The sequence below is a fragment of the Nocardiopsis sp. NPDC101807 genome, from assembly GCF_044766605.1.
GTDB classification, from domain to species: Bacteria; Actinomycetota; Actinomycetes; order Streptosporangiales; family Streptosporangiaceae; genus Nocardiopsis; species Nocardiopsis tropica.
The window spans coordinates 324,111-349,428 of the sequence record NZ_JBIWMK010000008.1 but is presented as its reverse complement, the minus strand read 5'-3'; the positions used below and the strand labels follow the sequence as shown (position 1 = coordinate 349,428).

The following is a 25,318-nucleotide window of genomic DNA, read 5'->3' as shown; positions in this document are numbered from 1 at the left end:
CGCCTCAGGAGCGGACACGGACGACGACCGTCCCGGCCGCCCTGTCGTGCAGGGCGCGGGACCGGGTGTCGAAGGGGATGGTCAGCGCCTCCGCCAGCGAGAACAGGTTCCCCACCAGCGGCAGGGTCTGGGGCAGGCCGAAGAACGCCGCACGGCCCAGGGCCTGGCCCTGGGAGAGCCTCCCCCCGTCCGCGGCGCTGACCACCCTGATGCCGACCGCCATCTTGCCGATCGTGCGCCCCCAGGCGACCAGGTACAGCCAGTCGTAGAAGAACAGGAGCAGGCCCCAGCCGAAGAAGAGCAGCAGGGCCCACAGTCCCCCCTGGGCGTCGGTGGCGTCGGCGCCCAGGGTGAGCACCGTCGTCACCATGGCCATGAAGACGAAGAACGCCCAGGCGGCGAACATCACCAGCGCGTAGTCGATGGCGCGGGCGGCCAGGCGGCGCCCCAGGCCGACCGTCTCCGCCGGGTGGGCGGACCCGGCGGGGGACACCTCCGACCCCGGTACCCCCCAGCCCGCGCCCGGGGGAGCGGACGCCGGCCCCCAGCCGCTGGTCGGGGCGTACGAACCGGGCCGGGGTTCCTGGGGGTTCCAGTGGGGGGTGGGCATCACGGGGTCGGTTCCTCTGCTCGTCGGTCGGGGAGGGGGAGGAGGCCGCGGGCCGGACCCGCCGGGCCTTTCCGGTACTCAGAGACTACGACGCGCCGGGGGCCCGGACGGATGCGTCGCGGCGTCCCCGGAACTCGGGCCGCGCCGGTCCGCGCGGGACCCCCCGAACGCGGCGGGGGGCGGCCGCCGGCCGCCCCCCAACCTGTTCCGCCTGTGCCTCACATGCCGCTGTAGGGGACCGCGTCGATGATCTCGACCCCCAGGCTCTTGCCGTTCGGGAGCGTGTAGCTCACGCTCTCACCGATGCGCTTGCCGTTGATGGCGGACCCGAGAGGGGACTTCGGGGAGTACACGTCGATCGGAGATCCGCTCTCCTCGCGGGAGGCGAGCAGGAAGGTGACCTCCTCCTCGTCCCCGTCGAACTTGACGGTGACGGTCATGCCGGGGCCGACCACGCCCTCGGTGCGCGGGGCCTCGCCGACGCGTGCGGTGCGCAGGATCCCGGTGAGCTGGAGGATGCGGGCCTCCATCTTGCCCTGCTCCTCCTTGGCGGCGTGGTAGCCGCCGTTCTCCTTGAGGTCGCCCTCCTCGCGGGCGGCCTCGATCTTCTCCGCGATCTCGATCCGCCCACGGCCCGACAGGGTGTCCAGCTCAGACTTGAGCCGGTCATACGCCTCCTGGGTGAGCCAGGTGACGTTGTCATCGCGGGTCTGGGTCACTGGAACTCCTTGTGTACTAGTAGCAAGGGCCACCAGGCGGCCGAAGCTGAACTTACGAGAATATCACCGTGCGTGGTGGCACAAGGGAACTCGCAGGCGTGGCGGCGGCACCGGGGACCAGTGCGGGGAGGGATCGGTCGATCAGTCCTGCGAACCTTGTTCCCTGCACGAGGCCACTTGTACCGCGGAAGCCTGACGAACCGTCTCAACGGTCGCGGTGACCATCCGGTTCCCCGCCTCCGCCTCGGAGCGCTTCTGCCCCACCTCGACGTGCTGCTCGTCCAGCGCCACGATCAGGCACTCGGCGCCGTCCCGGCTGTTCACCTCGTAGTTGACCGTGACCTCGTCCGGGGACTCCAGGGAGTAGGAGACCACCTGGTGGTACACGCCGCCCCCGAGCCCCCTGTAGCTCATCACGGAGTAGCCCCAGCCGACCGCGCACAGGACCGCGAACACGGTCGCGATGACGAAGAAGACGGGTCCGTTGCCATGGCGCTTGCGCAGCGCGGGCGCAACGGGTTCGGCCGTGTCGGCCGGGGTGTCGGCACTGTTCACGGCGTCTTCTTCCGGGGTGGGCTGCATCGGGAATCTCCGAACGAGGGGACGGTGTTGTCTAAGATATCCCCGACCTGACAGCCCCCCTACGCGGCCCGTGCGTGAGTCGTCGAAGCCGTGCTCCGGGGAGGCCGGACAGCCACGCCCCGTGCCCGTGTTCACCAAGTCAAGGAGAACCCTTCGTTGTCCGAGCGCCTGCGGCTTATGGCCGTCCATGCCCACCCCGATGACGAGTCCAGCAAGGGCGCGGCCACGATGGCGCGCTACGTGGACGAGGGCGTCGACGTGCTCGTCGTCACCATGACCGGTGGCGAACGAGGCGACATCCTCAACCCCGCCATGGAGCGTCCCGAGATCCGCGAGAACATCGCGGCGGTCCGCCGCGAGGAGATGAACCGGGCCCGCGAGATCCTCGGCATCCAGCAGGAGTTCGCCGGGTTCGTCGACTCCGGCCTGCCCGAGGGCGACCCGCTGCCGCCGCTGCCGGAGGGGTGCTTCGCGACCCTGCCGGTCGAGGAGGCCTCCGCGCCCCTGGTGGAGTCCATCCGCCGGTTCCGCCCGCACGTGATCCTCACCTACGACGAGAACGGCGGCTACCCGCACCCCGACCACATCATGACCCACAAGGTGTCGATGCACGCGTTCGACGCCGCGGGCGACCCCGACGCCTACCCGGAGGCCGGGGACCCCTGGCAGCCGCTGAAGCTGTACTACTTCGTCTCGTTCCCGCCGGAGCGGTTCGAGGCACTGGCGACGGTCCTGGCCGAGCGCGGCATCGAGAACCCCTTCGAGGACTGGATGAAGCGGATCAACGAGCGCGAGTACCCCCGGTGGGAGATCACCACCCGGGTGCACTGCAGCGAGCAGTTCGACGTCGCGGACGAGGCGCTCAAGGCGCACGAGACCCAGGTGGACCCGAACGGCTTCTGGTTCGCCGTCCCCAACGAGGTCCTGGCCGAGGCCTGGCCGACCGAGGACTACCACCTGGTGCGCTCGCTGGTGGACACCGAGGTCCCTGAGAAGGACCTCTTCGCGGGTGTCCGAGAAGCAGTGAGAGTATGAGCGGTATGAATACCCTTCTCACCTCCGCGGCGGTGGCGGCCAACGACTTCTCGCTGGACAAGGACACCGTGACACCCGGGGTCATGGGCTTCCTCGTCATCTTCGCGATCGGCGTCGTGCTGTACTTCCTCATGAGGAGCCTGATGGGCAAGCTCCGCGCCCTGCCCAAGGAGGGCGACGGGTCGCCGGAGGCCGGCGGCCCCGCGCGGGCCTCTGACGAGGGGGCGGCCGGGGTGGCCGCCTCCGCCGGCCCCGACGGCGCCGGGGAGCCCGGGGCCTGACGCCCCGGGAGCCCGGCGGCCGGTCCCGCGGGGTCCGCCCCGGGGCGGCGGGAGCGCTCCCCGGGGACCGTCCCCCGCCGTGGCGGGACGGTTTCCGGGACGGGGGCTCCCGCCCCGGGGCGGACCGGGCGGACACCGGCCGCGGGTGGCACAGTGGGGGCATGCCCAACCGCTTGAGCGAAGCGACCAGCCCGTACCTGTTGCAGCACGCCGAGAACCCCGTGGAGTGGTGGCCCTGGGGTGAGGAGGCCTTCGCGGAGGCGCGTCGGCGCGACGTTCCCGTGCTCGTCTCCGTCGGCTACGCGGCCTGCCACTGGTGCCACGTGATGGCCCACGAGTCCTTCGAGGACGAGGCGACCGCCGCGCGCATGAACGCCCACTTCGTCAACGTCAAGGTGGACCGCGAGGAGCGCCCGGACGTCGACGCCGTCTACATGGAGGCCACCCAGGCCATGACCGGCCAGGGCGGGTGGCCCATGACCGTGTTCGCCACACCCGAGGGCGCCCCGTTCTACTGCGGGACCTATTTCCCCCGCGACCACTTCCAGCGGCTGCTGGAGGGGGTGGCAACCGCCTGGCGCGACAAGCGCCCCGAACTCCTCGACCAGGGCAAGCGGGTCGTGGACGCGCTCGGGGCCCCGCGCACCCTGCCCTCCGCGCCGCCCCCCTCCGCCGACCAGCTGGACCTGGCCGTCCACGCCCTGGTGCGCGACTACGACAGCGCGGAGGGCGGCTTCGGCGACGCCCCCAAGTTCCCGCCGTCGATGCTGCTGTCCTTCCTCACGGCGCAGGACGAGCGCATCCGGCCCGTCCCGGCCGCGGGGGCCTCCGGCGGAGGCCCCGGGAGCCCGGGCGAGGCCTCCCCCGCGCGGCTCATGGCCACCGGAACCGCCCTGGCCATGGCCCGGGGCGGCCTGTACGACCAGCTCGGAGGCGGGTTCGCCCGCTACTCCGTGGACCGTGCGTGGGTGGTGCCCCACTTCGAGAAGATGCTGTACGACAACGCGCTGCTGCTGCGCGCCTACCTCCGCATGGGCCGCCGCCCCACCCCTCCGGGCGCCGGGACCTCGGAGACCGCCACCCGCGCACTGCTGCTCCGGGTGGCGGAGGAGACCGCCGACTGGATGCTGCGCGACCTGCGCACCCCCGAGGGCGGGTTCGCCTCGGCGCTGGACGCCGACAGCGAGGGCGAGGAGGGCACCTACTACGTGTGGACCCCCGCCCAGCTGCGCGAGGTCCTGGACGCGGACGACGCCGCCTTCGCGGCCGCGGTGTTCGAGGTGACGGAGGAGGGCACCTTCGAGCGGGGCGCCTCCGTGCTCCGGCTGCCGGTCCCTCCCGCCGACACGTGGCGCTTCCAGAGGGTCCGCGAGGCACTGCTGGCCGCGCGCGCGGAGAGGGTCGCGCCCGCCCGGGACGACAAGGTGGTGGCCGCCTGGAACGGGCTGGCGATCGCCGGACTGGCGGAGGCGGGGGCGCTGCTGGAGCGCCCCGACCTGGTGGAGGCCGCCCGTGACGCGGCGGAACTGCTGCTCACCGTCCACCTGCGGGACGGCCGCCTGGTGCGCACGTCCCGGGACGGCAGGGCGGGCAACAGCGCCGGTGTGCTGGAGGACTACGCCGACGTGGCGGAGGGGCTGCTGGCCCTGCACGGGGTGACCGGCGATCCGCGCTACGCGCACGGGGCCGGACGGCTCCTGGACGCCGTCCTGGAGCACTTCGGCGACGGCGAGGGCGGGTTCTTCGACACCGCGGACGACGCGGAGAAGCTCTTCAGCCGCCCGCAGGACCCCACCGACAATGCGACCCCCTCGGGGCGCTCCGCCGCCGCGTCCGCCCTCGTGACCCACGCCGCGCTGACCGGTTCGCAGCGGCACAGGACGGCGGCCGAGGGAGCCCTGGCGCCGGTGGCGCTGCTGGCCGAGAAGGCAGCGAGGTTCGCCGGGTGGGGCCTGGCCGCGGGCGAGGCGGCCCTGTCGGGGCCGCGCGCCGTCGCGGTGGTCGGCGACCCCGGGGACCCGCGGACGGAGGAGCTGGTACGCACCGTCCTGACCTGGGCGCCCCTCGGCACGGCGCTGTCACGGGGCGACGGCCTCGACGACGGCGGCGTGCCGCTGCTGCGCGACCGGACGCGGGTCGGAGGGGCCCCCACGGCGTACGTGTGCGAGGGGTTCGTCTGCAAGCTCCCGGTCACCTCGCCCGAGGAGCTCCGGGCCCAGCTGCTCTCCCGGACGCCCTGACCGCCGGGGGCGCGAAGACGCGCCCCCGGTCAGACCAGCCGGGTGCCGCCGATGATGTCGTTCACCACGTCCGGGCGGTAGGCGGGCTGCCGGATCTCCATGTACACGGTCGTGGGCACGCCCGGCTGGTGCACGGCGGCACTGCTGAACGCGCCGCCGCCGTTGCACTCGGGCCAGTCCCACACGGTGCCCTCCCAGGTGGGGGTGCGCAGCTCGCGCTCGTCCGGCGAGCCCCCGCACGGGTCGGCCCCGGAGACGCCGCTGAGCGTGCGGGCCCCGGGCATCACCGTCGCGTACACCCCGTAGGACGGAACCTCGGTGGAGTGCCAGTCGTCCGCGTCGGTCGCCACCAGCAGCCCGGGACCCGCGCCGGCCTCGGCCGCGGCCGGACCGGCGGCGAGGTCGGTGTGGAACTCGCGCGCCCACACCGAGGGCACGTTCACGAGGATGTTCTGGCTGGCGTCCCTCACCGTGGTCAGCGCCATGCCAGGGGCGCCGGCGGACGCGGTCACGCCCGCCGCCACCAGCAGCAGGGAGGCCGCCAGCGCGACCGTGCGCCGCCAGGGCATCTGGTAGCGCTGCCACCACGGGTCCGCCTTGGGCAGGTCGGGCTCCGTGCGGATCGCCCTGACGCGGTCGGTGAAGGTCTTGGCGTCCGCCGGCCTGCTCTCCCGGTCCACCGAGAGCGCGGAGAGGATGAGCTCGTCGAGGGCGCGGGGCAGACCTGGCCGGATCCGGCCAGGCGGGACCTTGACGGGCGGGCGGGAGGGCGGACGCCCGGTGATCAGCTCGTAGGCGACCGCGCCCAGCGAGTACACGTCGGACCGGACGTCCAGGTCGCCGCCGGGGATGCTCTGCTCGGGCGACATGTAGCCGGGCGTGCCCGCCGCCGCCGTGAACCCCGAGGCCTCGTCGATGGCCTTCGCGAACCCCAGGTCCGCGACCAGGACCCGCTGCCCCACGGGGGAGGACTGGAGCAGGACGTTGGACGGCTTGATGTCGCGGTGGATCGTGCCGTGGTTGTGCAGCACGGTGATGCCCTGGCCGATCTCCGTCAGCAGCCGCAGGGCCTCGTCCAGGGGCAGCTGGCCCCGGCGGATGAGGTCGGTCACGCTTCCCTGGTCGGCGTACGTCATCACCATGTAGGGGCGCCCGTCGGGCAGCACGTCGACGTCGTGCACCGCCACCAGCCACGTGGAGTCGGTCTGGCGCAGGATGCGCGCCTCCTCCAGGAACCGGTGCTGGATGTCCATCTGGTGCGCCCAGTTCTCGGCGAGTACCTTGATGGCCACCGGGTAGTTGAGCAGGTCGTCCTGCGCCAGCCAGACCGTGGCGAAGGAGCCGGACCCCAGGCGCCGGATGACGCGGTACCGTCCGAAGGCCTCCGGTTGGCTCATGTCCGCCTCGGTGTCTAGGGGGGTGGATACGCGTTCGTTGCCCACTAATACACCATCTACGCCTTCATGTTGTCTCCCGCGGATATGATCCCCTCTCCGGGTAGCGTCGAGCCCCCCGTGGCGTGGAAACTGGGGGGAGCCCCCAGACGGGTTCTGTGCGCCACGCGGATGGTCGCGGCGAGATGCGAAGCTTCGCGAGGACAGGGCCGAAGGGGATCCGTGGACGTCCCGTCGGCGTGTGACCCTCGTACAGATGGACGCACACGCGTCCGAACAGGACGGCCGGACGTCCGCCGTCAGTCAGGGAGAGACCAGCCATGCGCAGTAGTGACCACACGGAGAACGAGGAGACCCCGGCGCCCCGGCGGCGGGTGGCGAGCAACGTCGACGAGGAGCTGGAGGACCTCGCGCGCCGGGCCAAGCACGGCGACGCCGCGGCCCTGGACGACCTCCTGCGTCGCATCCAGCCCGAGGTGCTCCGCCGGTGCGCGCGCTTCCTCCCCTACCGCCAGGACGCGGAGGAGGCGTGCCAGGACGCGCTGCTCCGCGTGGCCCGCAAGATCGACAGCTTCAAGGGCGACTCCCTCTTCACCACCTGGCTGTACACGGTGGTCTCCAACTCCGCCCGCCAGACCTACCGGTCGATGAAGCGCAGATCCGCGGAGTTCCCCACCGAGGCCGAGCGCATGCCCCACCAGCGCGACCCACGGACCACCAGCGTCATCGCCGGCTCCCGCATCGACCTCCTGGAGGCGCTGGACCAGCTGGAGAAGGACCGCCCCAACCTGGTCGCCCCCCTGGTCCTGCGCGACCTGTGCCAGATGGACTACAACGAGATCGCCTCCGAGCTCAACCTCGCCCTGGGCACCGTCAAGTCCCGGATCCACCAGGGACGCAAACACGTGCGCAAGTCCCTGGCTGTGACGTAGCGCCCCGGGGCGAACTACTCTGGAGGAATCCCCGTCGGCACATCCTTCACAGGAGTGTGCTGTCTTTGATCCAGCTCTGAGAGGTTTCGCCAATGGGGCTCCGAGACCCCCTGTACTGGCTCTACGAGCGGCGGCTCGAACGCCAGCTGACCAGCCAGGAGATTCCCCGCCACGTCGGTGTCGCCATGGACGGCAACCGTCGATGGGCGAAGAGCAGCGGCCTCCGTGCGGCGGAGGAGGGCCACCAGGCCGGCGCGAACAAGATCTTCGAGGTGCTGCGCTGGTGCGACGAGGTCGGTGTGCAGGTGGTCACCCTGTGGATGCTCTCCACCGACAACCTCACCCGCGACGAGTCCGAACTGGGCCCGCTGGTGCGCATCATCGAGCAGACCATCGCCCGGCTCCGCGAGGAGGGGTGGAACACGCGCCCCGTCGGCGCGCTCGACGTGCTGCCCGACTCCACCGCCCGCGCCCTGAAGGAGGCGGAAGAGGCGACATCCGGCAACCCCGGCCTGGTTGTCAACGTCGCCGTCGGGTATGGAGGTAGACGTGAGATCGCTGATGCGGTTCGGTCCCTCCTCCACGAGGAGGCGGCCAAGGGCACCGGTATCCAGGAGCTTGCCGAGCGCCTGGACATCGAGGACATCGCACGGCATCTCTACACGCGCGGCCAGCCCGATCCCGACCTGCTCATCCGCACCTCCGGGGAGCAGCGCCTCTCGGGCTTCATGCTGTGGCAGAGCGTGCACTCGGAGTTCTACTTCTGCGAGGTCTACTGGCCCGCGTTCCGCAGGGTGGACTTCCTCCGTGCACTGCGCTCCTACGGCGCGCGCAACCGGCGCTTCGGCTCCTGACCCCCGGTCCCCCCGGTCGGCCTGCCCATTAACGCGGTGTTCACCGCGCGGCGGGGCGGGGCCCTTGGAAACGGGGTCGCGGGCGCGTAGCGTCGGAACAAGCGGGTGGTGTGCATCCACCCGTTCGGGAGGCCCCGGCTCATTGATCTCCTCCGCTCTCGCGGAACGTCGACGAGGAGGGCCGGACCCGGCCCTCTGGGGCCAGGTCCCGGTCCTCCATGATCCCGTGACAGTAGGGCGCCCCAGCGGTGCCCAAGGGGAGAACGAGTGGCTAGTTCCTCGACCGATCGCCGTGACACCCAGTCCCCCGCCGACCCCCGCACGGAGGTAGGCCGGGGAAGGCGCGTCCATGTGCTCGACACCAGTGTCCTGCTCGCCGACCCGATGGCCATGGCCAGGTTCGCCGAGCACGAGGTGGTCATCCCCGTGGTGGTGATCACCGAGCTGGAGAGCAAGCGACACCACCCGGAACTCGGGTACTTCGCTCGCAACGCGCTGCGCCGCCTCGACGACCTGCGGGTCGCCAACGGCCGACTGGACGTCCCGGTACCGGTGAACGACCAGGGCGGAACGCTCCGTGTGGAGCTCAACCACAGCGATCCGAAGATCCTGCCGGCGGGCTTCCGGCTCGGCGACAGCGACACCCGGATCCTGACGGTGGCCCGCAACCTCCAGGAGGAGGGCGGGAACGTCGTGCTGGTGAGCAAGGATCTGCCGATGCGGATCAAGGCCGCCTCGATCGGCCTCCCGGCCGACGAGTACCGGGCCGAGCTCGCCATCGAGCACGGCTGGACGGGCATGGCCGAACTGGACGTGCCCGCCCACCAGATCGGTGAGCTGTTCGAGAGCGGTACCAGCGAGATCGAGGAGGCCAGGGAGTTCCCCTGTCACACAGGGCTGGTGCTCGTGTCCGAGCGGGGCAAGGCGCTCGGCCGGGTGCGGCCCGACAAGTCGGTCAAGGTGGTGCGCGGGGACCGGGACGTGTTCGGCCTGCACGGGCGCAGCGCCGAGCAGCGGATCGCCCTCGACCTGCTCACCGACCCCGAGGTCGGCATCGTGTCGCTGGGCGGGCGCGCGGGCACCGGCAAGTCGGCGCTGGCGCTGTGCGCCGGACTGGATTCCGTCCTGGAGCGCCGCCAGCACCGCAAGGTGATGGTGTTCCGGCCGCTGTACGCGGTCGGGGGCCAGGAACTCGGCTACCTGCCCGGCACCGAGAACGACAAGATGTCCCCGTGGGGCCAGGCGGTGCACGACACCCTGTCCGCCGTGACCAGTGAGGACGTCATCGAGGAGGTCGTGGACCGGGGGATGCTGGAGGTCCTCCCGCTCACGCACATCCGGGGCCGCTCGCTGCACGACGCGTTCGTGATCGTGGACGAGGCCCAGTCACTGGAGCGCGGCGTGCTCCTCACCGTCCTGTCCCGGCTCGGGGAGAACTCGCGGGTGGTGCTCACCCACGACATCGCCCAGCGCGACAACCTGAGGGTGGGGCGCCACGACGGCGTGGTCGCGGTGATCGAGAAGCTCAAGGGCCACCCGCTGTTCGCGCACATCACCCTGAACAGGTCCGAGCGGTCCCCGATCGCCGCCCTGGTCACCGAGCTGCTGGAGAGCTGACGCGAGGGCGGTCCGGGCCCGGCCGTCGAGGCCGGGCCCGGACCGCCGCCCGCGCGTGCCGGTTCCGGCCCCTCAGCGCATGCCCGACACCAGCCGGCCCAGGCTCCGCAGCTTCGCCAGGCTCGCCTCGTAGCGGGCGCCGACGGCGAGGAGGAGCAGCCCCACGACCGCGAACGGCACCCAGTTCGGCGCGAGCCGGGCCAGGTCCCACAGGGGCGGCCCGAACGCCCGCGCCGACGTGGCCACCAGTACCAGCCCTCCCAGGGCCAGGGGCGCCCGGAGCCGTCCCGCCAGCCCCCACACGGTGACGGCCACCCCGAGCACCAGCACGGCCGGCACCCGCCACGCCATGCCGTCCTCGGTGAGCACCAGGACCACCGTCGGCAGGAACAGCAGCGCCAGGCCGCCGCCGTAGGCGGCCCAGCTCGACGGAGGGGCGGGCGACCTGCGGCTCCACTCCCAGCCGATGACCAGGGCGGCGAGCGCGGGCGGCGCCGTGTACGCCTCGGGCACCGTCACGTCCCACGCCGCGAGCGCGGTCCACAGGGCGGCGAACATCAGCAGGCCGCCGACCACCGCGAACCCCGACCGGCCGGGCCGCACGGCGGTGGCCGTCGCGATCACGCCGACCAGGGCCAGCGCGAGCGCCACCAGTTCCGGCCGCGCCCCCGCGCCGAGGGCGACGGCCAGTGCCAGCACCGCCCACAGGCACGCGGGGACCTCCGCGGCGGGCACCAGCGCCCCGCGCAGCCTCGGCACGACCGCGGCCACGGCGGCGACCAGGGCGATGGGCGCCAGCGCCGCGTACTCCGCCGGCGCGTCCAGGGCCAGGGGCAGGGCGAGGGCGAACGCCCCGGTGAGGGCCGTGGCGGCCGCGGTGCCGCCCAGGGCCGGGGCGGGGGTCCGCGCCAGTGCTGCGGCCACCGACGCGACCACCGCGGCCGCCATCAGCGCGGCCGCGACCGCGTGCTCCTCGGTGAGCGCCCAGCCCAGCCCCAGCGCCAGGGTGAGGAGGCCGGTCAGCCCCGGCAGCGGGCTCGTGCGCCCGTCCCGCAGCAGCGCGGACCACACCACGAGCGCGGACCCCACCGCCAGCACCCACAGCAGGGCGAGGAGGAACGGCGCGCCGGCGACCACCGGCAGCGGGGCCAGCGCGGGCGGCGCGACCAGGGCGACGGCATGCGGTGTCCACCTGCGGGCCAGCACGGCGACAGCGCCGACGGAGAGCGCCCCGGAGACCAGGATCCCGGCGACCGCCGCCGCGGCGACCGGCCCCGGCAGCGGGGCGAGGCCGAGGACGGTGTACGCGGGGTCCGTCAAGGCGGAGAGCGGGGCCGCCCCCGGGGGGTGGGCCCGGGAGACCACGGCGAGCGCGGGCGCCGACCGGGGGCCGGCCACGAGCGGGACGGCCGCCAGCAGCAGGAGCCCGAGCAGGGTGAGGGGCGCCGCCCGGTACGCGGACCGCGGCTCGGGGCCGGGGGCCGGCGGGGGCGTCCCGGGGCGGTGCGGCAGGTCCGAGGCCACCGCGGCGGCGCCGACGCACAGCAGGGCCGCGGCCGACAGCCACCACGTCACGGGTTCGGGCGGTCCCTGCCGCGTGAAGGAGGCGACCAGGGAGGCCCCGACGGCGAGGAGGGCGAGGGCCCCCGGCACGAGGGGAGCGGTGCGCGCCGCCGCACCGGGGGACTCCGCCCGGCGCAGGAGCAGCGCCGACACCAGGGACGCCGCCGCGACCAGCACGATCGCCGTCAGCGTCGTCCGGTACTCGGGGAGCGACCAGAGCAGGCCCAGCAGGAGGGTCGCCGAACCGGTCGCCGTCGGCACCCAGCCGAGTCCGGGGCGGCCGGAGAGCGTGACGCCCAGGAGCAGCGCGGCTCCCACGAACACCGTCCACACCACCGCCGCCGCGTACGGCAGGCCCAGGAGCACAGGCAGCGGCACCAGGGAGGTGGGCGCGGCGAGCGAGGCCGCGGTCACCGTCCACCTCCGGTCGACCACGAGGACCAGGGACACCACCAGGGCGCCGGCGACGAGCACGCCGAGCGCGGCGCCCAGGGCGGCGGCCGTCCCGGAGGGGGTCGAGAGCCCCAGGACCCGGTGGGCGGGGTCGAGCATCGCCGACGCCGGGGCGGTCCAGGGGGCGTACGGGCCCGGGAACGGCGACAGCCCGGGTTCCCGGCCCCCTCCGGCGAGCAGCGGCGCGGAGGCCAGGAGCAGGAGGCCGAACACGGTGAAGGCCGTCCCGGGGTCGGCGGCGTCCGGGACGGGGGGCCGGGCCGCCCCACCGCCTCCGGGCGCGGTCCCGGTCCCGGGGGAGGCGAACGGACGGCGGACCCTGCCCAACAGCAGGGCGGTCGCGCCCGTCAGCAGGGTGGAGGCGGCGAGGAGCCACCAGGCGGGGCGCGCAGCGTCCCCGCCGAGGGTCAGCGCCGCCAGGAGGCCCGTGCCGGCCGCCAGGGCCAGCGCCCACAGCAGCAGGCACGCCCCGTAGAGGGAGGCGGGGGCGTCGCCCGCGCGGTCGGCGCGGCGGAACAGCAGGAGGCCGACCAGCGGGACCGCGCCCGCCAGGAGGAGGGCGGCCAGGGACGTGTACTGGTCCGGCAGGGACCACAGGACCCCCGTGGCGAGGGTGAGGCTCCCCGAGGCCGCGGACACCCGGCCCGCGCCCCTCCGGGGGAGGAGGGCGGTGCCGAGGACCAGCGCGGCGCCCACGAGCAGGGCCCACACGACCGCGACCGCCAGGGGCAGGGGCAGCAGCAGGGGGACGGCCAGCAGGGTCGGCGGGGCCACCAGGGCCGAGGCGTGCGCCAGGAGGTCGCGGCGCAGCAGGGCCGCGGCCGTCAGGGCGAGGACGGCGGCGGCCGCGACGGCCGCCAGCCAGGCGGCCCCGGACAGCGGGGGCGCGCCGGGGCCGGTGAGCCCCAGGACCCCGGAGGCCGCGGCGGTCGCGGTGCCGGGGGCCTCGGACCAGAACGTGCCCGGGACGCGCGGGAGGACGGGGAGGTGGGCGGGCCCGGCCGCCAGGGGCGCCGCCCCCAGGGCGAGGAGCGCGACGACGGCGTGCACCGCCGACGGCCGGGCGCCGGCCGGGGGGAGCGAGGGCAGCGGGCGCCGGATGAACAGCAGCCCCGTCACGCCGGACACCAGCAGGGTCGCCGCGAGGGCCCACCAGGAGCCGACGTCGCCGGCCGCGGGGACGGCGAGCACGAGGACCGCGGAGAGGGCGAGGGAGAACCCCCACAGGACCGTCGCGGTCACGTGGAGGGTGCGGACGGGGACGCCCCCGCGCGGGCCGCCGAGCAGGCGGACCAGCAGCAGGTCGGCGAGGGCGGTGGCGGCGAGCGCGGGCAGGGTCCAGGGCAGGAGCCCGTCCCCGGGCGCCGCCGCCACCAGCAGCACCGGGACCGGCTGGGCCACGAGCGCGGCGACGACGCGCGGGGACCGCAGGGGCACGAGGAGCGGGTAGAGCGCCGTCAGCGCACCGATGGCCGCCAGCGCGGCGGCCGCGTAGCCGGGCCCGTTGGAGACGCGGTCGGAGAGGAGCAGGCCCAGGGCGAGGGCGTCGACGCACAGGAGGGCGGCGGCGACGGCCCCGAAGGTCTCGGCGGTCGCCCTGAGGCCGCGCCGGTGCAGCGGGAGGGCCAGGAGGGCGAAGGCCAGGGTCGTGGCGCCGAGGACGCCCGCGCGGGCGCCGGTGCCCAGGTCGCTCCAGGACCAGACGGCGAACACCAGGGCGGCGATGCCGACGAGGAGGCCGCCCAGCCCGAGGACGAGGTTCTGGGCGGAGCGCCGGGTGACCTCGCCGGCCGGTGCGGAGCCGTGTCCGGCGGACGCGGGGGCCGGGGCCCCCGGGACGGCGGCTCCGAGCGGCGGCCGTGGGCCGGTCCCGGCCCGGACGGCTCCGGGGGCCGGAGCGCGGGTCCCGGGGCGACCGTCGGCGGGGGCGTCCGACGGAAGGGGCGTGCCCGGGAGCGACTCGCGGCGCAGCAGGCGCATCGTGACGGCGCGCTCGCCGAGCAGGCGGTGCCTGCGGCCGTCGATCTCCGCGATCTCGGAGTCGATCAGCCAGAGGCGCCGGGCGGTGTCGCCGACGAGCGCCAGCCCGCACCGCGGGCACGCGCGCACGCCTGGCGGAAGCGGGGCGCGGCAGTCCGGGCAGTGGAGCCGTGGACCCGCGGGGGACGGTGGGGATCCTGGGGCGTTCATACCGCCATCCTGTCCCCGGTCCCGCCCGCGCGCATCGGTACACGTACTCAGACGGCACGGTGACGAGAACCGCGTCCCCCGGTGCGGAGACGTGGACCACACGTAGGACCGCTTGACCAGAACTTGACTCTTCGTGGCGCTGCGCAGGTCAGAAGTCCGCAATGCGGGCACATTCCGTGATGTGACTCAAGGCACAGTAAAACTGGCGTTACTTGGCCGTGACGATGATGCAGGCTGAGTCCGCTGCACAGAACACTCCCTCCCACGTGGAAGTCCCCCGCGCCGCGGTCGGTCGAACGGAAGAAGACCCGTCCCCTCCGCGCACAGTCCGGGCCACGTGGTCAGCGGCGGCGAAGCACCACACACGAACAGCCCCACGAAGGCACGTGTGCGTCTACGCGAAAGGGCCACTCCTTGCTGATCGACCGAACCTCACTGCGCCGTGCGAGCGCCGTCGGAGCCGCTGCCGCGGTCGCGGGAAGCGCCTTCACGGTGGCGGCGTTCGCGCAGACCGGGGCGGTGGAGCCCGAACGGCTCACGTCCGCCGCGGTGGTCCCCGAACAGGAGACCGGGAGCGACGCCGACGACTTCTTCGCCGAACCCTCCGCGGTCGGCGAGGAGGAGCGCGAGGAGGGCCGCCGACAGGCCGCGGCGGCCGCGGAGGAGGGCCTCCGGTCCGCCAGCGGGACGGGGAGCGAGATCCCCGAGCCCGAACCGGAGCCCGAACCCACCGCCGCCGCCGGCGGCGCGGACCCCGCGGACCCCTCCGGAGGCGGCGGCGCGGCCGCCGTTCCGGCGGGCTCGGCCAAGGAGATCGCCCTGGAGATGGTCCTCGCGGAGGGGTGGGGCGAGGACCAGTTCTCCGGCTGCCTCGAACCCCTGTGGGAGAAGGAGAGCAACTGGGACCACACCGCGGAGAACCCGGGTTCGGGCGCCTACGGCATCCCCCAGTCGCTGCCCGGCAGCAAGATGGCCTCCCACGGCGACGACTGGCGGACCAACCCCGCCACCCAGATCGCGTGGGGCATCGACTACATCAAGGACCGGTACGGGAACCCCTGCGGCGCCTGGTCCCACTCCCAGGCGAACAACTGGTATTAATGGGGCTTTCCCTGCCAATAACCCCCTCTTGGGAAAGGCAATCGTGCTACTCAACCGAATGTCGCTGCGCAGTACAGCGGTGATCGGTGCGGCGACCCTCGTCGCGGGTGCGACGTTCGCCGTCTCCGCGTTCGCGGACGACGGGGTCGACCCGGAGATGGCGGCCAGTGCCGCCGTTCCGGACGGCGAGGAATCCGCAGCCGACACCGAAACCGGGGAGGACGAGTTCTTCGCCTCCTCCGAGCTGACGCAGGAACAACTCCAGGAGCTGCGCCAGCAGGCCCGGGGTGAGAGCGAGGCCGCCCTCGGCGCCGGGGTCAGGACGGCCCAGGGCGACGGGAGCGACATCGAGGAGGAAGAGGAAGAGGAAGAGGAGGAGGAGGTTCCCGAGTTCACCGGGGACCCCAAGTCGATCGCCCTCGACATGGTCCTCGCGGAGGGCTGGGGCGAGGACCAGTTCTCCGGCTGCCTCGAACCCCTGTGGGAGAAGGAGAGCAACTGGAACCACACCGCCTCGAACCCGAGTTCGGGCGCCTACGGCATCCCCCAGTCGCTGCCCGGCAGCAAGATGGCCTCCCACGGCTCCGACTGGCAGACGAACCCCGCCACCCAGATCGCGTGGGGCATCGACTACATCAAGGGGCGCTACGGCACCCCGTGTGAAGCGTGGGCCCACTCCCAGTCCATCGGCTGGTACTGACCCCGAGCACACGACGGCCCCCGCGGGACACCGCGGGGGCCGTCCGCCGTCGGGGCCCGGTCACAGGTGCGGGGTGAAGGTCTCCACGACCTCCTCGTGAAGGTCGTCGTAGAAGTCCCCGTCCTCGCGCGGGACGTTGACGCTCACCATGTAGAAGACCCTGCTGCCCTCGTGGTCCATGCTGATCGCGTAGGACCAGAACCGGCGCTCCGGCGTCGCCCACGACTCGTTGGTGAAGTCGGACTCCACCATCGCGACGTCCCAGCCGTCCCCGTAGTCGTCCTCGTCGAACTCCTCCAGCTCCAGCTCGGCGTAGTCCGTCGTGATGTCCTGCTCCGCGTCGGTGCCGCCGTTGGTCTGCCGGAGGTACTCGGCGCTCGTCCCCGTGAACTCCTCCTCCGTCCACCCGGTCACCCACACCTGGTGGTCCCTGCCGGGAGCGACGAACACCGCCAGGCTGTCGTCGATCCCGCTGTCGTCGACCTCCCAGCCCGCCGGGTGGGCCACGTCGAACCACTGCGAGCTGAACGTGTCCAGCTCGTCGTAGGAGGGCGGCTCCCCGTCGTCGTCCCCCTCGACCGCGGCGGCCTCCTCGCCGCCACCGCCACCGCCGCCGGGCTCCGCGGACGGGGACGGCTCCTCCGGAGGCGCGCCGCCCTCCGTCGGCGCCCCCTGGGGGGCGGGCTCCTCCGCCGCGCCGCCCGACCTCAGGACCACGGTCACCACGGCCACGGAGACGAGGAGGAGGGCCAGCAGGCCGGCGCCGACGCCGAGCAGCACCTTGGCCGTCGAGGCGGTCCCGGAGCCGGCGGGCCGCCCCGGGCCGCCGGGGCCCCCCGAGCGGAGGGGGCCCGTGGAGCCGCCCGTGCCGCCCCCGCCGGAGTGCCCGTAAGGGGCGGCCGGCGCCCGGCCGGGAGGGAAGGGCGTCCGCGGCGTCACCGGACCCGGCGGACCGGGCCGGCCCTGGGGGAGGCGCGCCCCCGTGCCGTGCCCCGCCGTCCCGGGGCCCGTGGAGTACCCCCCGGCCCGCGGCCCGGCGGCGGGGTACCCGCCGCTCCGGAGCCCGTGGGCGTACGGGGAGCCGTCGGCGCCCGGATCGGCGCCGGGGCCCGCTCCCGCCGCTACCCCTGCGGCCCCGGCGACGCCCGCCGGGCCGACGCCCCCTCCGGAGGCCCCGCGCCCACGCAGGAGCGCCAGAGCGCCCTCCACCGTCAGCCGCCGGTCCGGGTCGCGCTCCAGGAGGCCGGCGATGACCGGCTCCAGCCGGCCGGCACGCGTCATCGGCGGCAGGGGCGCCGAGATGACGGCGGCGATGGCCGCGGTGATGCTGTCCCGGCGGAACGGCGACGTGCCCTCCACCGCCGCGAACAGGGTCACGCCGATGCTCCACAGGTCGCCCCGGTGATCGGCCGGCCCGCCCTCCAGTCGCTCCGGCGGCATGTACTCGGGGGAGCCGATCAGCGCACCCGTCCGGGTGATGCTGGGCCCGCCCTCCATGGTGGCGATGCCGAAGTCGGTGAGGATCACCCGGCCGTCCAGGGACATCATGATGTTGCCCGGTTTGATGTCCCGGTGCAGGACTCCGGCCGCGTTCGCCGCCTGCACCGCCTTGAGCAGGGACTCCGCGATCTCCGCGACGGAGTCGGGCGGGAGTGCGCCCTGCTCGTTGAGCCGGTCCTGGAGGGACCCGCCCTCCACGAGCTCCATGACCACCCACGGGTCGCCCTCGTACTCGAAGACGTCGTGGACGGTGATCACCGTGGGATGGCTGATGCGCGCCGCCGAACGCGCCTCGCGGCGCACCCTCCCGTGCGCGTCGGCGCGCTCGGAGTCGGTGAAGTGGTCGGGGAGGAGCACCTGCTTGATCGCGACGACGCGGTCCAGGGACGGGTCGAAGGCTTCCCAGACCACGCCCATACCGCCGCGTCCGAGTTCACGGCGCAGGACGTAGCGGTCCGCGACGATCCGTTCGCTGTCGCTCTTGCTCGACATGTACTGCCCTCTCGAAGGCGGGCCTCTCGGGTGCTCTGACAAGGATGTCGGACGCCTCCCGCGGGCGGAAGGTTCCCGGGGGGCAGGTGAGTGGAACCGGAGCGCCGCACGGCCGTCGCCCCCGCGGACCGGCCGCCCCCGTGGACCGGCCGCCGCCGGGCGGCGGGGCGCCCCGCCCGTGCGGGGCGCCCCGTGGACACCGCGGAACGCCGCCCGTGGGGACGGCCCCCGTCTACCGGGAGTTGGTCATCTTCAGCACGTCGAGGGCGTCGTCCAGCTGCTCCTCGGTGAGCTTGCCCGCCTCGACGTAGCCGCGCTCCAGGACCACCTCGCGGATGGTCTTCTTCTCCTTGAGCGACTGCTTGGCGACCTTGGCGGCCTCCTCGTAGCCGATGTAGCGGTTGAGCGGGGTGACGATCGACGGCGAGGACTCGGCGTAGACGCGGCACTGCTCGGTGTCGGCCTCGATGCCGGCGACGCAGCGGTCGGCGAACACCCGCGAGACGTTGGACAGCAGACGGATCGACTCCAGCAGGTTGCGGGCGATCATCGGCAGCTGCACGTTCAGCTCGAAGTTGCCGCTCGCTCCGCCGAAGGCCACCGCCGCGTCGTTGCCCACGACCTGCGAGGACACCTGGAGGACGGCCTCGCACAGGACCGGGTTGACCTTGCCGGGCATGATCGAGGAACCGGGCTGGAGGTCGGGCAGGAAGATCTCGCCCAGGCCCGTGGTCGGTCCGGAGCCCATCCAGCGGATGTCGTTGGCGATCTTCGCGAAGCCGACCGCGATGGTCCGCAGCTGGCCGGACAGCTCGACCAGGCCGTCGCGCGCGCCCTGCGCCTCGAAGTGGTCGCGGGCCTCGGTGAGGGGCAGGCCGGTGTGGGAGGCGATCTCGGCGATGACACGGGCCGAGAAGCCCTCGGGGGTGTTGATGCCGGTGCCGACGGCGGTGCCGCCGAGCGGGAGCTCGGCCACGCGCGGGAGGGAGGCCTCCAGGCGCTCCACGCCGTAGCGCACCTGGGCGGCGTACCCGGCGAACTCCTGGCCGAGGGTCACCGGGGTGGCGTCCATCAGGTGGGTGCGGCCGCTCTTGACGACGGACGCGAACTCCTCCGCCTTGCGGGACAGCTCGCCCTCCAGGTGCCGCAGCGCCGGGACCAGGTCGTTCTGCACGGCGGCCGTGGCGGCGATGTGGATGGAGGAGGGGAACACGTCGTTGGACGACTGGGAGGCGTTGACGTGGTCGTTGGGGTGGACGTCGAGGCCGGTGCGCTCCTTGGCGACGGTCGCCACGACCTCGTTGGTGTTCATGTTGCTGGAGGTGCCGGAACCCGTCTGGAAGACGTCGATCGGGAACTCGTCGTTCCACTTGCCGTCCGCCACCTCCAGGGCGGCCTCGCGGATCGCCTTGCCGAGGTCCTCTCCGATGACGCCGAGCTCGGCGTTCACCTTGGCCGCGGCGGCCTTGATCTGGCCGAGGGCGGCGATGTGGGCGCCTTCGAGGCCCTGGCCCGAGATCGGGAAGTTCTCGACGGCGCGCTGCGTCTGAGCCCGCCACTTGGCCTCGGCCGGGACCTTGACCTCACCCATCGAGTCGTGCTCGATACGGAACTCACTCATTGCAACCCATCTCTCCTGGGAAAACCTGTGACACAAAGCCTGCCAGACGCATCCGGGCACACCGTCACCTCACCCGGGCTTGGCGGTGTTGCACGCGTCATGTTGTCGTCGCCGCAGGTGGGAACAGGCGCCTTTCAGGAGCCGATGCCGCGGCGGGGCGCCCGCCGGAGCCGGCCGAGGAAGCGGCGGCGTCTCGGCGCGCGCACGCGGACCACTCCGAAGAGCGAGAAACCGTCGATCTCCAGCACCGGGGGGTCGGACATGCCGGAGCGGCGGGCGGTGGTGGTGCGCCGCCCCAGGAACGACCAGCCGGTCAGGCGCACCTCGACGCCCTCGGGGACGTCGATCTCCACGCGGCCCAGGACGGCGGTCACGGTCATCCGGTGGTGGTTGTGCATGAGGAGGGCCTCGCGCATGTCCACCTCCACCCGCCCGACGACGGCGACCGCGTACTCACCCGGGTAGGCGACCCAGCGCCCCCGGCGCGCGGTGTTGCCGAACAGCCCGACCAGGGGCTGCGGGTCCAGGCGGATGGGCTGGCGCTCGACGGGGAGGAGGTCGGCGGTGATCCCGGGGAGCTCGCCCAGGGTGAGGGCCCCGTGCACGAGGGAGGAGCGCTCCTCGAACTCCTCCAGGTCGATGCGGCCGTCGGCGGCGGCGTCGCGCAGGGCCTTCAGCACGCGTTCCCGGTCCGTGTCGGAGGCGCGGAGCCGCTCGGGGGACACTTCCTCACTCACACCGCCACCCTAGTGCGTGCCCGGCCGACCGGGCTCGATCGCGGCCCCGCGGGGCGGCGGCTCCCGCAGTTGTGCGCGCCGGGTTCCCCGGGGGGTCTCGCGCGGTTCACCGGACGCGCCTACCTTGCTACCGACAGCACACGGCGAGGGCGTGGAGGGGCGGGAGCGCTATGCGCGGAACCGGTACGTGGAGGAGAGGGGTCCGGGTGGCGGGCGCCCTCGGCGCGGCGGTCGCGGCGGCGGCGGTCCTGGTGCCCGCCACGGCGGCGGCCGACTCCCCGGGGCGGGAGCCCGGGGGAGGGCCGCCCCTGTCCGTGGACGGCGGCGCGTGGCCGTCCGGGCACGTCCAGGGCGCCGCGCTCGACGAGGAGAAGGGGCACATGTACTTCTCCTTCACCGACACCCTCGTCAAGACCGACCTGGACGGCCGGGTGATCGGCACGGTCACCGGCCTCACCGGCCACCTCGGCGACCTCGACCTCGACGACCGGGACGGGCGCGTCTACGGATCGCTGGAGTACAAGGCGGCCGAGGCGTTCTACATCGCGATCTTCGACGGCGACCGCATCACCCGGCCGGGCATGGACGCGGAGGACGACCGCGTCCTGACCACCGTCCACCTGGACGAGGTCGTGGAGGACTACACCGCCGACATGGACGGCGACGGCGTCTTCGACGGCAACGTGGCCGACACCGCCGACCACCGCTACGGGTCCAGCGGCATCGACGGGGTGGCCTTCGGCCCCGCGTTCGGCCGCGGCGGAGGCCGCGAGGTGCTGACGGTCGCCTACGGCGTCTACTCCCACCCCGGGCGCGCCGACAACGACCACCAGGTCCTGCTCCAGTACGACACCTCCTCGTGGAGGCGGTACGAGCGCCCGCTCGACCAGGACGCCCCCCACACCAGCGGCCCGCCCAGGGTCGGCGGCAAGTACTTCGTGTACACCGGCAACACCACCTACGGCGTGCAGAACCTGGAGTACGACGCGCGCACCGGCGACTGGTTCATGGCGGTCTACGAGGGCGTCAAGCCGCACTTCCCCAACTACTCCCTCTACGTGGTCGACGGCTCCCGGCCCCCGGTGCGGGGCACGGTCCGCGGCCAGGAGGACGACGAGCAGGGCCTGCTGCTCCCACTGCGCCGGGACGGCATGCTCCACGCGGGGTCGGGGGTCCGGGGCTGGGAGACCGGCGGCCAGTACGGCCTGGTCTCCCTGGACGACGGGCGCTTCTACGTCGTCGAACGCGGCCGGCGCACCGTGGACGGGACCACGCTGGAGACCGGGGTCGCCCACCTGCACCGGTGGACGGCGGGGACCCCCGACCCCTTCACGCCCCTGGCCGGCTGAAAGGCGCACGCGGGGCGGCCGTCCCGCAGACCGGGGGCGGGCCGGCCTCCGACCGGCCGCCCCGCCCCCGTCGGCGCCGCCCCTACAGGCGGAGCAGCACCCGCCTTGCCACGACGTCGGAGGCGGCCGCGAGCGGGCGGACCGCCAACCGGACCAGGGCGCGGGGGTTGTCGTCCCCGGCCACGCGGTTGGAGCCGAGTTCGCCGCAGCGGAGACAGCGGTGGATGAGCATCCACTCCCCGTCGGGACGCGAGGCGAGGCTCAGCGCGACCATCCTGCCCCGGCAGCCCGCGGCGCGGTCACCGGGGATCCGGCGGTCCACGTGCAGGCTGGCCAGGCAGTTCGGGCAGTGGTTCCGGTGGCTGGTCCCCGGTGCGGTGAGGGGGACCTCCAGACGGCACTCCGCGCACCGGAACGACCCGGACTCGCGTGAGGCGTGCTGGACGGTCTTCGCACGCTGGGGCCTGCGGTCACGCGTGTTGCGCCGTCCCACGCTCACACCTCCCCGAACAGGTCGAGCGGGAACGGCGGATCGGCGAGGGGCCGGACCGCGATCCTCATGAGGGCGAGGTGGTTGTCGTCCCGGGAGACGGAGCTCCCGGCCAGCTCGTCGCACAGCGTGCAGCGGTGGACGAGCATCCAGCCGCCGTCGCGCACGACCGCGACGGAGACGGGGACCATGCGCCCGCCGCAGTCGGAGCGGCCGCCCCTGACCTGGTCGACGACGTGGCGCGAGGTCAGGCAGCTGGGGCAGTGGTCGCGCCGTTCTCCCCCGGGTGCGAGGGCGGACACGGACAGGCCGCAGCGCACGCACGTGAAGGTGCTGGTGCGCAGGGTGGGGCTGGGTTCATACGGTGAATCGGTGGTGGACACCCGGAACTCCTTGCTGGAAGTGGTACGAGGCAGCAGGAGCAGGCCGAGCGCTTCTCGACGGAAGGGGCGCCGCGTCAGACGGTGCGGGGGCCCGCAGGGATGTGAGGCGCGCTCGGCGCGTTCCGGTTCATCAACACCTGTCCTCTACCCGTGGGGCGTCGACCCCCGGGAATCGTCTCGGGTTCCGGGCTCCCCGGCCCGGAAGTGACGATGGTAGGCAGGGGCTCCGAGCGGGCGCAACGGGTTTTCCGCGACCCCCGGGAGTGCGGGCGCGGGCCGTCCCGGAGCGGCGCCCGCCCTCGGCGCCCGGCCCCCCGGAGGCCGGGCGAACGGGCCGGGCGGCAGGCGTAAACCCGTTGGAATTCCGGTCACCCGGTGCCTACGGTGGGGCCATGACCACACCTGTGCCCGGCCGCCGCCTGCCCGGGAGCGCGTCCACCACCCCCCGCGACGCACCCCCGCCGGACGTGCCCGCACTGCTGCTCCGCGGCGTCGTCAAGCGCTTCGGGACGCTCACCGCCGTCGACGGGCTCGACCTGGAGGTCCCCCAGGGCGTCGTCCTCGGCCTCCTCGGCCCCAACGGCGCGGGCAAGTCCACGACCATGAAGATGCTGACCGCCCAGTCCCTCGCGGACGAGGGCGAGATCCGCGTCCTCGGGCACCCGATCCCCGCCGAGTCCAAGTGGGCCCGCGCCCGCATGGGCGTCGTCCCCCAGCACGACAACCTCGACGAGGAGCTCACCGTCGAGCAGAACCTGCGGATGTTCTCCTTCCTCTACCGGGTCCCGCGCGCCCGGCGCAAGGAGGCGGTCGCCCGCGCCATGCGCCTCGCCCAGCTCGGCGACCGGGGCGACACGCTCGTGGACGACCTGTCCGGGGGCATGCGCCGCCGCCTCCTCATCGTCCGCGCCCTCCTCCACAGACCCGAGTTCGTCCTCATGGACGAGCCCACCGTCGGCCTCGACCCGCAGGTGCGCCAGGACCTGTGGGGCGTCATCTCCGCGCTGCGCGACGAGGGCGTCACCGTCCTGATGTCCACCCACTACATCGAGGAGGCCGAACGCCTCTCCGACGAGGTGGCCCTCATGGCGAAGGGCGCGGTGGTCGAGCGCGGGACCCCCGCCGACCTCGTCGCCAAGTACGCGGGCTCCACCGTCGAGGAGTACACCCCGGGGGACGAGGGCGCCGACGCCCTCGAACGGCGCGTCCGCGAGCACGGCTTCACCACCCGCCGGACCGGCGTCACCCTGTCGGTCCTGCGCGCCGAGGAGCTGCCCGACTCCCTCCGCGACCGGCTGGGGACCCCCCACCGCCGGGCCAGCACCCTGGAGGACGTGTTCGTGACCCTGACCGGAGAGAGCGTCGAATGAGCACCCAGCACGACCTGGCCCGGGACGACGCCCGGCCCGAGGTCCACGCGCGCCCCGGGCGGATCGAGGCCGACGCCGTACTCGGCGTCGTCGCCCGCGAGTGGATCCTGTACGGCCAGTCCTGGCGCGCCACCACGTTCGCCGCCGTCGTCGAGCCCACCCTCTACCTGCTCTGCTTCGGCTTCGGGATGGGCGCCCTCATCGGCACCCTCGCCGGGTTCAGCTACATCGACTTCCTCGGCACCGGCATCGTGGCGGTGTCCGTGATGTTCCAGTCGATGATGCCCGCCGTCATCAACACCTTCATCAAGCGGCGCTTCCTGCACACCTACGAGGGCATCCTCGCCGCGCCCGTGGACGTGCGCGAACTCGTCACCGGCGAGGCCCTGTGGCTGGCGATGCGCTCGGGCGTGTACGGCTGCGTCCCCCTGCTGGTCGCCGTCGGCTTCGGGCTCCGACCCGGTCCGGGCATGCTCCTGGTGCCGTTCATCGCGTTCCTCGCCGGGTTCGCGTTCGCGCTCTTCGGCATCTGGATCTCCGCGGTGATCACGTCGGTGCGGTCCATGGACTACGTGTTCAGCGGCCTGTTCACGCCGCTGTTCCTGGTCGCGGGCACGTTCTTCCCGCTCACGGAGCTGCCCGCCTGGGTGCAGAACGCCGCCATGGCCAACCCGCTCTACCACGCGGTCGAGCTGATCCGCGGCTCGGTGTTCGGAGGGCTCGGCGCCGGTGCGGCGCTCCTCCACGTCGGGGTGCTGCTGGGGTTCATCGTGCTGATGTGGTTCCTGGCAGGCTTCCAGATGCGACGGCGCGTCGTCGGCTGAGAACACCCCGGGCGGGACGGGCCTCCCCGGGCCCGGCCGGGGAAGGGGAGGCCCGCCCCCTGGGGACGGCACGCGGACGGCGCGGGCCGTCCCCAGGGGGCCCGCGCCGTCCGCGCCACCGCCGCGCGCGCCCTACCGGGCCGCGCGCCCGGGCCCACCCCCCCCCCCCCCGGGGTGGTGGTTGTACGGGGGGGGTGGGTAAAAGTCCACGGACAAGTGGTTCACCCCGGGGGGCGTTTTACGGTGGGCCACACCCCCCGGCTTTTGGCCCGGCGCCCTAT

General features: G+C 73.6%; 21 protein-coding genes. 11 read left to right on the top strand and 10 right to left on the bottom strand.

Going from position 1 to position 25,318, the window contains the following annotated elements:
• Positions 1 to 4: 4 nt before the first annotated feature.
• The 3 genes from ACIRPH_RS24955 to ACIRPH_RS24945 form a co-directional block, all read right to left on the bottom strand.
• Positions 5 to 610, bottom strand: coding sequence for an RDD family protein (locus ACIRPH_RS24955; protein WP_402918533.1), 606 nt, complete (start codon positions 608 to 610; stop codon positions 5 to 7).
• A gap of 218 nt (positions 611 to 828) precedes the next feature.
• Positions 829 to 1,329, bottom strand: coding sequence for a transcription elongation factor GreA (gene greA, locus ACIRPH_RS24950; protein ID WP_267946558.1), 501 nt, complete (start codon positions 1,327 to 1,329; stop codon positions 829 to 831).
• 141 nt (positions 1,330 to 1,470) lie between these two features.
• On the bottom strand, positions 1,471 to 1,911 hold the full coding sequence (locus ACIRPH_RS24945; RefSeq protein ID WP_402918531.1) for a DUF4307 domain-containing protein: 441 nt from the start codon (positions 1,909 to 1,911) through the stop codon (positions 1,471 to 1,473).
• Positions 1,912 to 2,067: 156 nt separating this feature from the next.
• Between ACIRPH_RS24945 and mca the strand changes: the two genes are divergently transcribed.
• From mca to ACIRPH_RS24930, 3 genes are all read left to right on the top strand, one after another.
• A complete protein-coding gene (gene mca, locus ACIRPH_RS24940; protein ID WP_402918529.1) occupies positions 2,068 to 2,946 on the top strand; it encodes a mycothiol conjugate amidase Mca in 879 nt (292 codons plus the stop codon).
• 5 nt (positions 2,947 to 2,951) lie between these two features.
• Positions 2,952 to 3,227, top strand: a complete 276-nt coding sequence (locus tag ACIRPH_RS24935) for a hypothetical protein (protein WP_402918527.1) — start codon at positions 2,952 to 2,954, stop codon at positions 3,225 to 3,227.
• 161 nt (positions 3,228 to 3,388) lie between these two features.
• A complete protein-coding gene (locus ACIRPH_RS24930) occupies positions 3,389 to 5,467 on the top strand; it encodes a thioredoxin domain-containing protein (protein ID WP_402918525.1) in 2,079 nt (692 codons plus the stop codon).
• Between the two features lie 29 nt (positions 5,468 to 5,496).
• Here the strand turns inward: ACIRPH_RS24930 and ACIRPH_RS24925 are convergent, their stop codons facing one another.
• Complete coding sequence (locus ACIRPH_RS24925) at positions 5,497 to 6,864, bottom strand: serine/threonine-protein kinase (protein WP_402918523.1); 1,368 nt, start codon at positions 6,862 to 6,864, stop codon at positions 5,497 to 5,499.
• A 317-nt stretch (positions 6,865 to 7,181) separates the two neighbouring features.
• Here ACIRPH_RS24925 and ACIRPH_RS24920 point away from each other — a divergent pair, with 317 nt between their 5' ends.
• From ACIRPH_RS24920 to ACIRPH_RS24910, 3 genes are all read left to right on the top strand, one after another.
• The gene (locus ACIRPH_RS24920) at positions 7,182 to 7,793 is read left to right on the top strand and encodes an RNA polymerase sigma factor (RefSeq protein ID WP_267946552.1); all 612 of its coding nucleotides are present in this window, start codon (positions 7,182 to 7,184) and stop codon (positions 7,791 to 7,793) included.
• A gap of 92 nt (positions 7,794 to 7,885) precedes the next feature.
• Positions 7,886 to 8,647, top strand: coding sequence for an isoprenyl transferase (locus ACIRPH_RS24915; protein WP_267946551.1), 762 nt, complete (start codon positions 7,886 to 7,888; stop codon positions 8,645 to 8,647).
• A gap of 351 nt (positions 8,648 to 8,998) precedes the next feature.
• Positions 8,999 to 10,264 carry a PhoH family protein gene (locus ACIRPH_RS24910; RefSeq protein ID WP_402918521.1) on the top strand — a complete coding sequence of 422 codons (1,266 nt, stop codon included), beginning with the start codon at positions 8,999 to 9,001 and terminating at the stop codon, positions 10,262 to 10,264.
• 72 nt (positions 10,265 to 10,336) lie between these two features.
• Here the strand turns inward: ACIRPH_RS24910 and ACIRPH_RS24905 are convergent, their stop codons facing one another.
• On the bottom strand, positions 10,337 to 14,389 hold the full coding sequence (locus ACIRPH_RS24905; protein WP_402918519.1) for an SCO7613 C-terminal domain-containing membrane protein: 4,053 nt from the start codon (positions 14,387 to 14,389) through the stop codon (positions 10,337 to 10,339).
• A 495-nt stretch (positions 14,390 to 14,884) separates the two neighbouring features.
• Here ACIRPH_RS24905 and ACIRPH_RS24900 point away from each other — a divergent pair, with 495 nt between their 5' ends.
• Both ACIRPH_RS24900 and ACIRPH_RS24895 read left to right on the top strand, forming a co-directional pair.
• A complete protein-coding gene (locus ACIRPH_RS24900) occupies positions 14,885 to 15,571 on the top strand; it encodes a lytic transglycosylase domain-containing protein (protein ID WP_402918517.1) in 687 nt (228 codons plus the stop codon).
• A 43-nt stretch (positions 15,572 to 15,614) separates the two neighbouring features.
• Positions 15,615 to 16,271, top strand: a complete 657-nt coding sequence (locus ACIRPH_RS24895) for a lytic transglycosylase domain-containing protein (RefSeq protein WP_402918514.1) — start codon at positions 15,615 to 15,617, stop codon at positions 16,269 to 16,271.
• Between the two features lie 60 nt (positions 16,272 to 16,331).
• Here ACIRPH_RS24895 and ACIRPH_RS24890 read toward each other — a convergent pair whose 3' ends face one another.
• From ACIRPH_RS24890 to ACIRPH_RS24880, 3 genes are all read right to left on the bottom strand, one after another.
• On the bottom strand, positions 16,332 to 18,263 hold the full coding sequence (locus tag ACIRPH_RS24890) for a serine/threonine-protein kinase (RefSeq protein ID WP_402918511.1): 1,932 nt from the start codon (positions 18,261 to 18,263) through the stop codon (positions 16,332 to 16,334).
• Positions 18,264 to 18,495: 232 nt separating this feature from the next.
• On the bottom strand, positions 18,496 to 19,884 hold the full coding sequence (locus tag ACIRPH_RS24885) for a class II fumarate hydratase (RefSeq protein WP_402918508.1): 1,389 nt from the start codon (positions 19,882 to 19,884) through the stop codon (positions 18,496 to 18,498).
• 134 nt (positions 19,885 to 20,018) lie between these two features.
• Positions 20,019 to 20,609, bottom strand: coding sequence for a DUF1707 domain-containing protein (locus tag ACIRPH_RS24880; protein WP_267950515.1), 591 nt, complete (start codon positions 20,607 to 20,609; stop codon positions 20,019 to 20,021).
• Positions 20,610 to 20,827: 218 nt separating this feature from the next.
• On the opposite strand from ACIRPH_RS24880, the gene ACIRPH_RS24875 reads away from it, so the two are divergent.
• Positions 20,828 to 21,970 (top strand): hypothetical protein, encoded by a 1,143-nt coding sequence (locus tag ACIRPH_RS24875; protein WP_402918506.1) that lies wholly within the window; start codon positions 20,828 to 20,830, stop codon positions 21,968 to 21,970.
• 82 nt (positions 21,971 to 22,052) lie between these two features.
• Here the strand turns inward: ACIRPH_RS24875 and ACIRPH_RS24870 are convergent, their stop codons facing one another.
• Together ACIRPH_RS24870 and ACIRPH_RS24865 are read right to left on the bottom strand one after the other, a co-directional pair.
• Positions 22,053 to 22,469, bottom strand: coding sequence for an RNHCP domain-containing protein (locus tag ACIRPH_RS24870; RefSeq protein ID WP_402918503.1), 417 nt, complete (start codon positions 22,467 to 22,469; stop codon positions 22,053 to 22,055).
• Complete coding sequence (locus ACIRPH_RS24865) at positions 22,466 to 22,843, bottom strand: RNHCP domain-containing protein (RefSeq protein WP_402918500.1); 378 nt, start codon at positions 22,841 to 22,843, stop codon at positions 22,466 to 22,468. The genes ACIRPH_RS24870 and ACIRPH_RS24865 overlap by 4 nt, the downstream gene beginning before the upstream one ends.
• Positions 22,844 to 23,235: 392 nt before the next feature.
• Between ACIRPH_RS24865 and ACIRPH_RS24860 the strand changes: the two genes are divergently transcribed.
• Complete coding sequence (locus ACIRPH_RS24860) at positions 23,236 to 24,213, top strand: ABC transporter ATP-binding protein (RefSeq protein ID WP_402918498.1); 978 nt, start codon at positions 23,236 to 23,238, stop codon at positions 24,211 to 24,213.
• Positions 24,210 to 25,037, top strand: coding sequence for an ABC transporter permease (locus ACIRPH_RS24855; RefSeq protein ID WP_402918496.1), 828 nt, complete (start codon positions 24,210 to 24,212; stop codon positions 25,035 to 25,037). The genes ACIRPH_RS24860 and ACIRPH_RS24855 overlap by 4 nt, the downstream gene beginning before the upstream one ends.
• The last annotated feature ends 281 nt before the right edge of the window (positions 25,038 to 25,318 follow it).

What these genes read in the sequence shown, in the direction of transcription:
- ACIRPH_RS24955 (WP_402918533.1), bottom strand. Translation starts at nt 610, where the DNA reads ATGCCCACCCCCCACTGGAACCCCCAGGAACCCCGGCCCGGTTCGTAC.
- ACIRPH_RS24945 (WP_402918531.1), bottom strand. Translation starts at nt 1,911, where the DNA reads ATGCAGCCCACCCCGGAAGAAGACGCCGTGAACAGTGCCGACACCCCG.
- ACIRPH_RS24935 (WP_402918527.1), top strand. Translation starts at nt 2,952, where the DNA reads ATGAATACCCTTCTCACCTCCGCGGCGGTGGCGGCCAACGACTTCTCG.
- ACIRPH_RS24930 (WP_402918525.1), top strand. Translation starts at nt 3,389, where the DNA reads ATGCCCAACCGCTTGAGCGAAGCGACCAGCCCGTACCTGTTGCAGCAC.
- ACIRPH_RS24925 (WP_402918523.1), bottom strand. Translation starts at nt 6,864, where the DNA reads ATGAGCCAACCGGAGGCCTTCGGACGGTACCGCGTCATCCGGCGCCTG.
- ACIRPH_RS24920 (WP_267946552.1), top strand. Translation starts at nt 7,182, where the DNA reads ATGCGCAGTAGTGACCACACGGAGAACGAGGAGACCCCGGCGCCCCGG.
- ACIRPH_RS24915 (WP_267946551.1), top strand. Translation starts at nt 7,886, where the DNA reads ATGGGGCTCCGAGACCCCCTGTACTGGCTCTACGAGCGGCGGCTCGAA.
- ACIRPH_RS24890 (WP_402918511.1), bottom strand. Translation starts at nt 18,263, where the DNA reads ATGTCGAGCAAGAGCGACAGCGAACGGATCGTCGCGGACCGCTACGTC.
- ACIRPH_RS24885 (WP_402918508.1), bottom strand. Translation starts at nt 19,884, where the DNA reads ATGAGTGAGTTCCGTATCGAGCACGACTCGATGGGTGAGGTCAAGGTC.
- ACIRPH_RS24860 (WP_402918498.1), top strand. Translation starts at nt 23,236, where the DNA reads ATGACCACACCTGTGCCCGGCCGCCGCCTGCCCGGGAGCGCGTCCACC.
- ACIRPH_RS24855 (WP_402918496.1), top strand. Translation starts at nt 24,210, where the DNA reads ATGAGCACCCAGCACGACCTGGCCCGGGACGACGCCCGGCCCGAGGTC.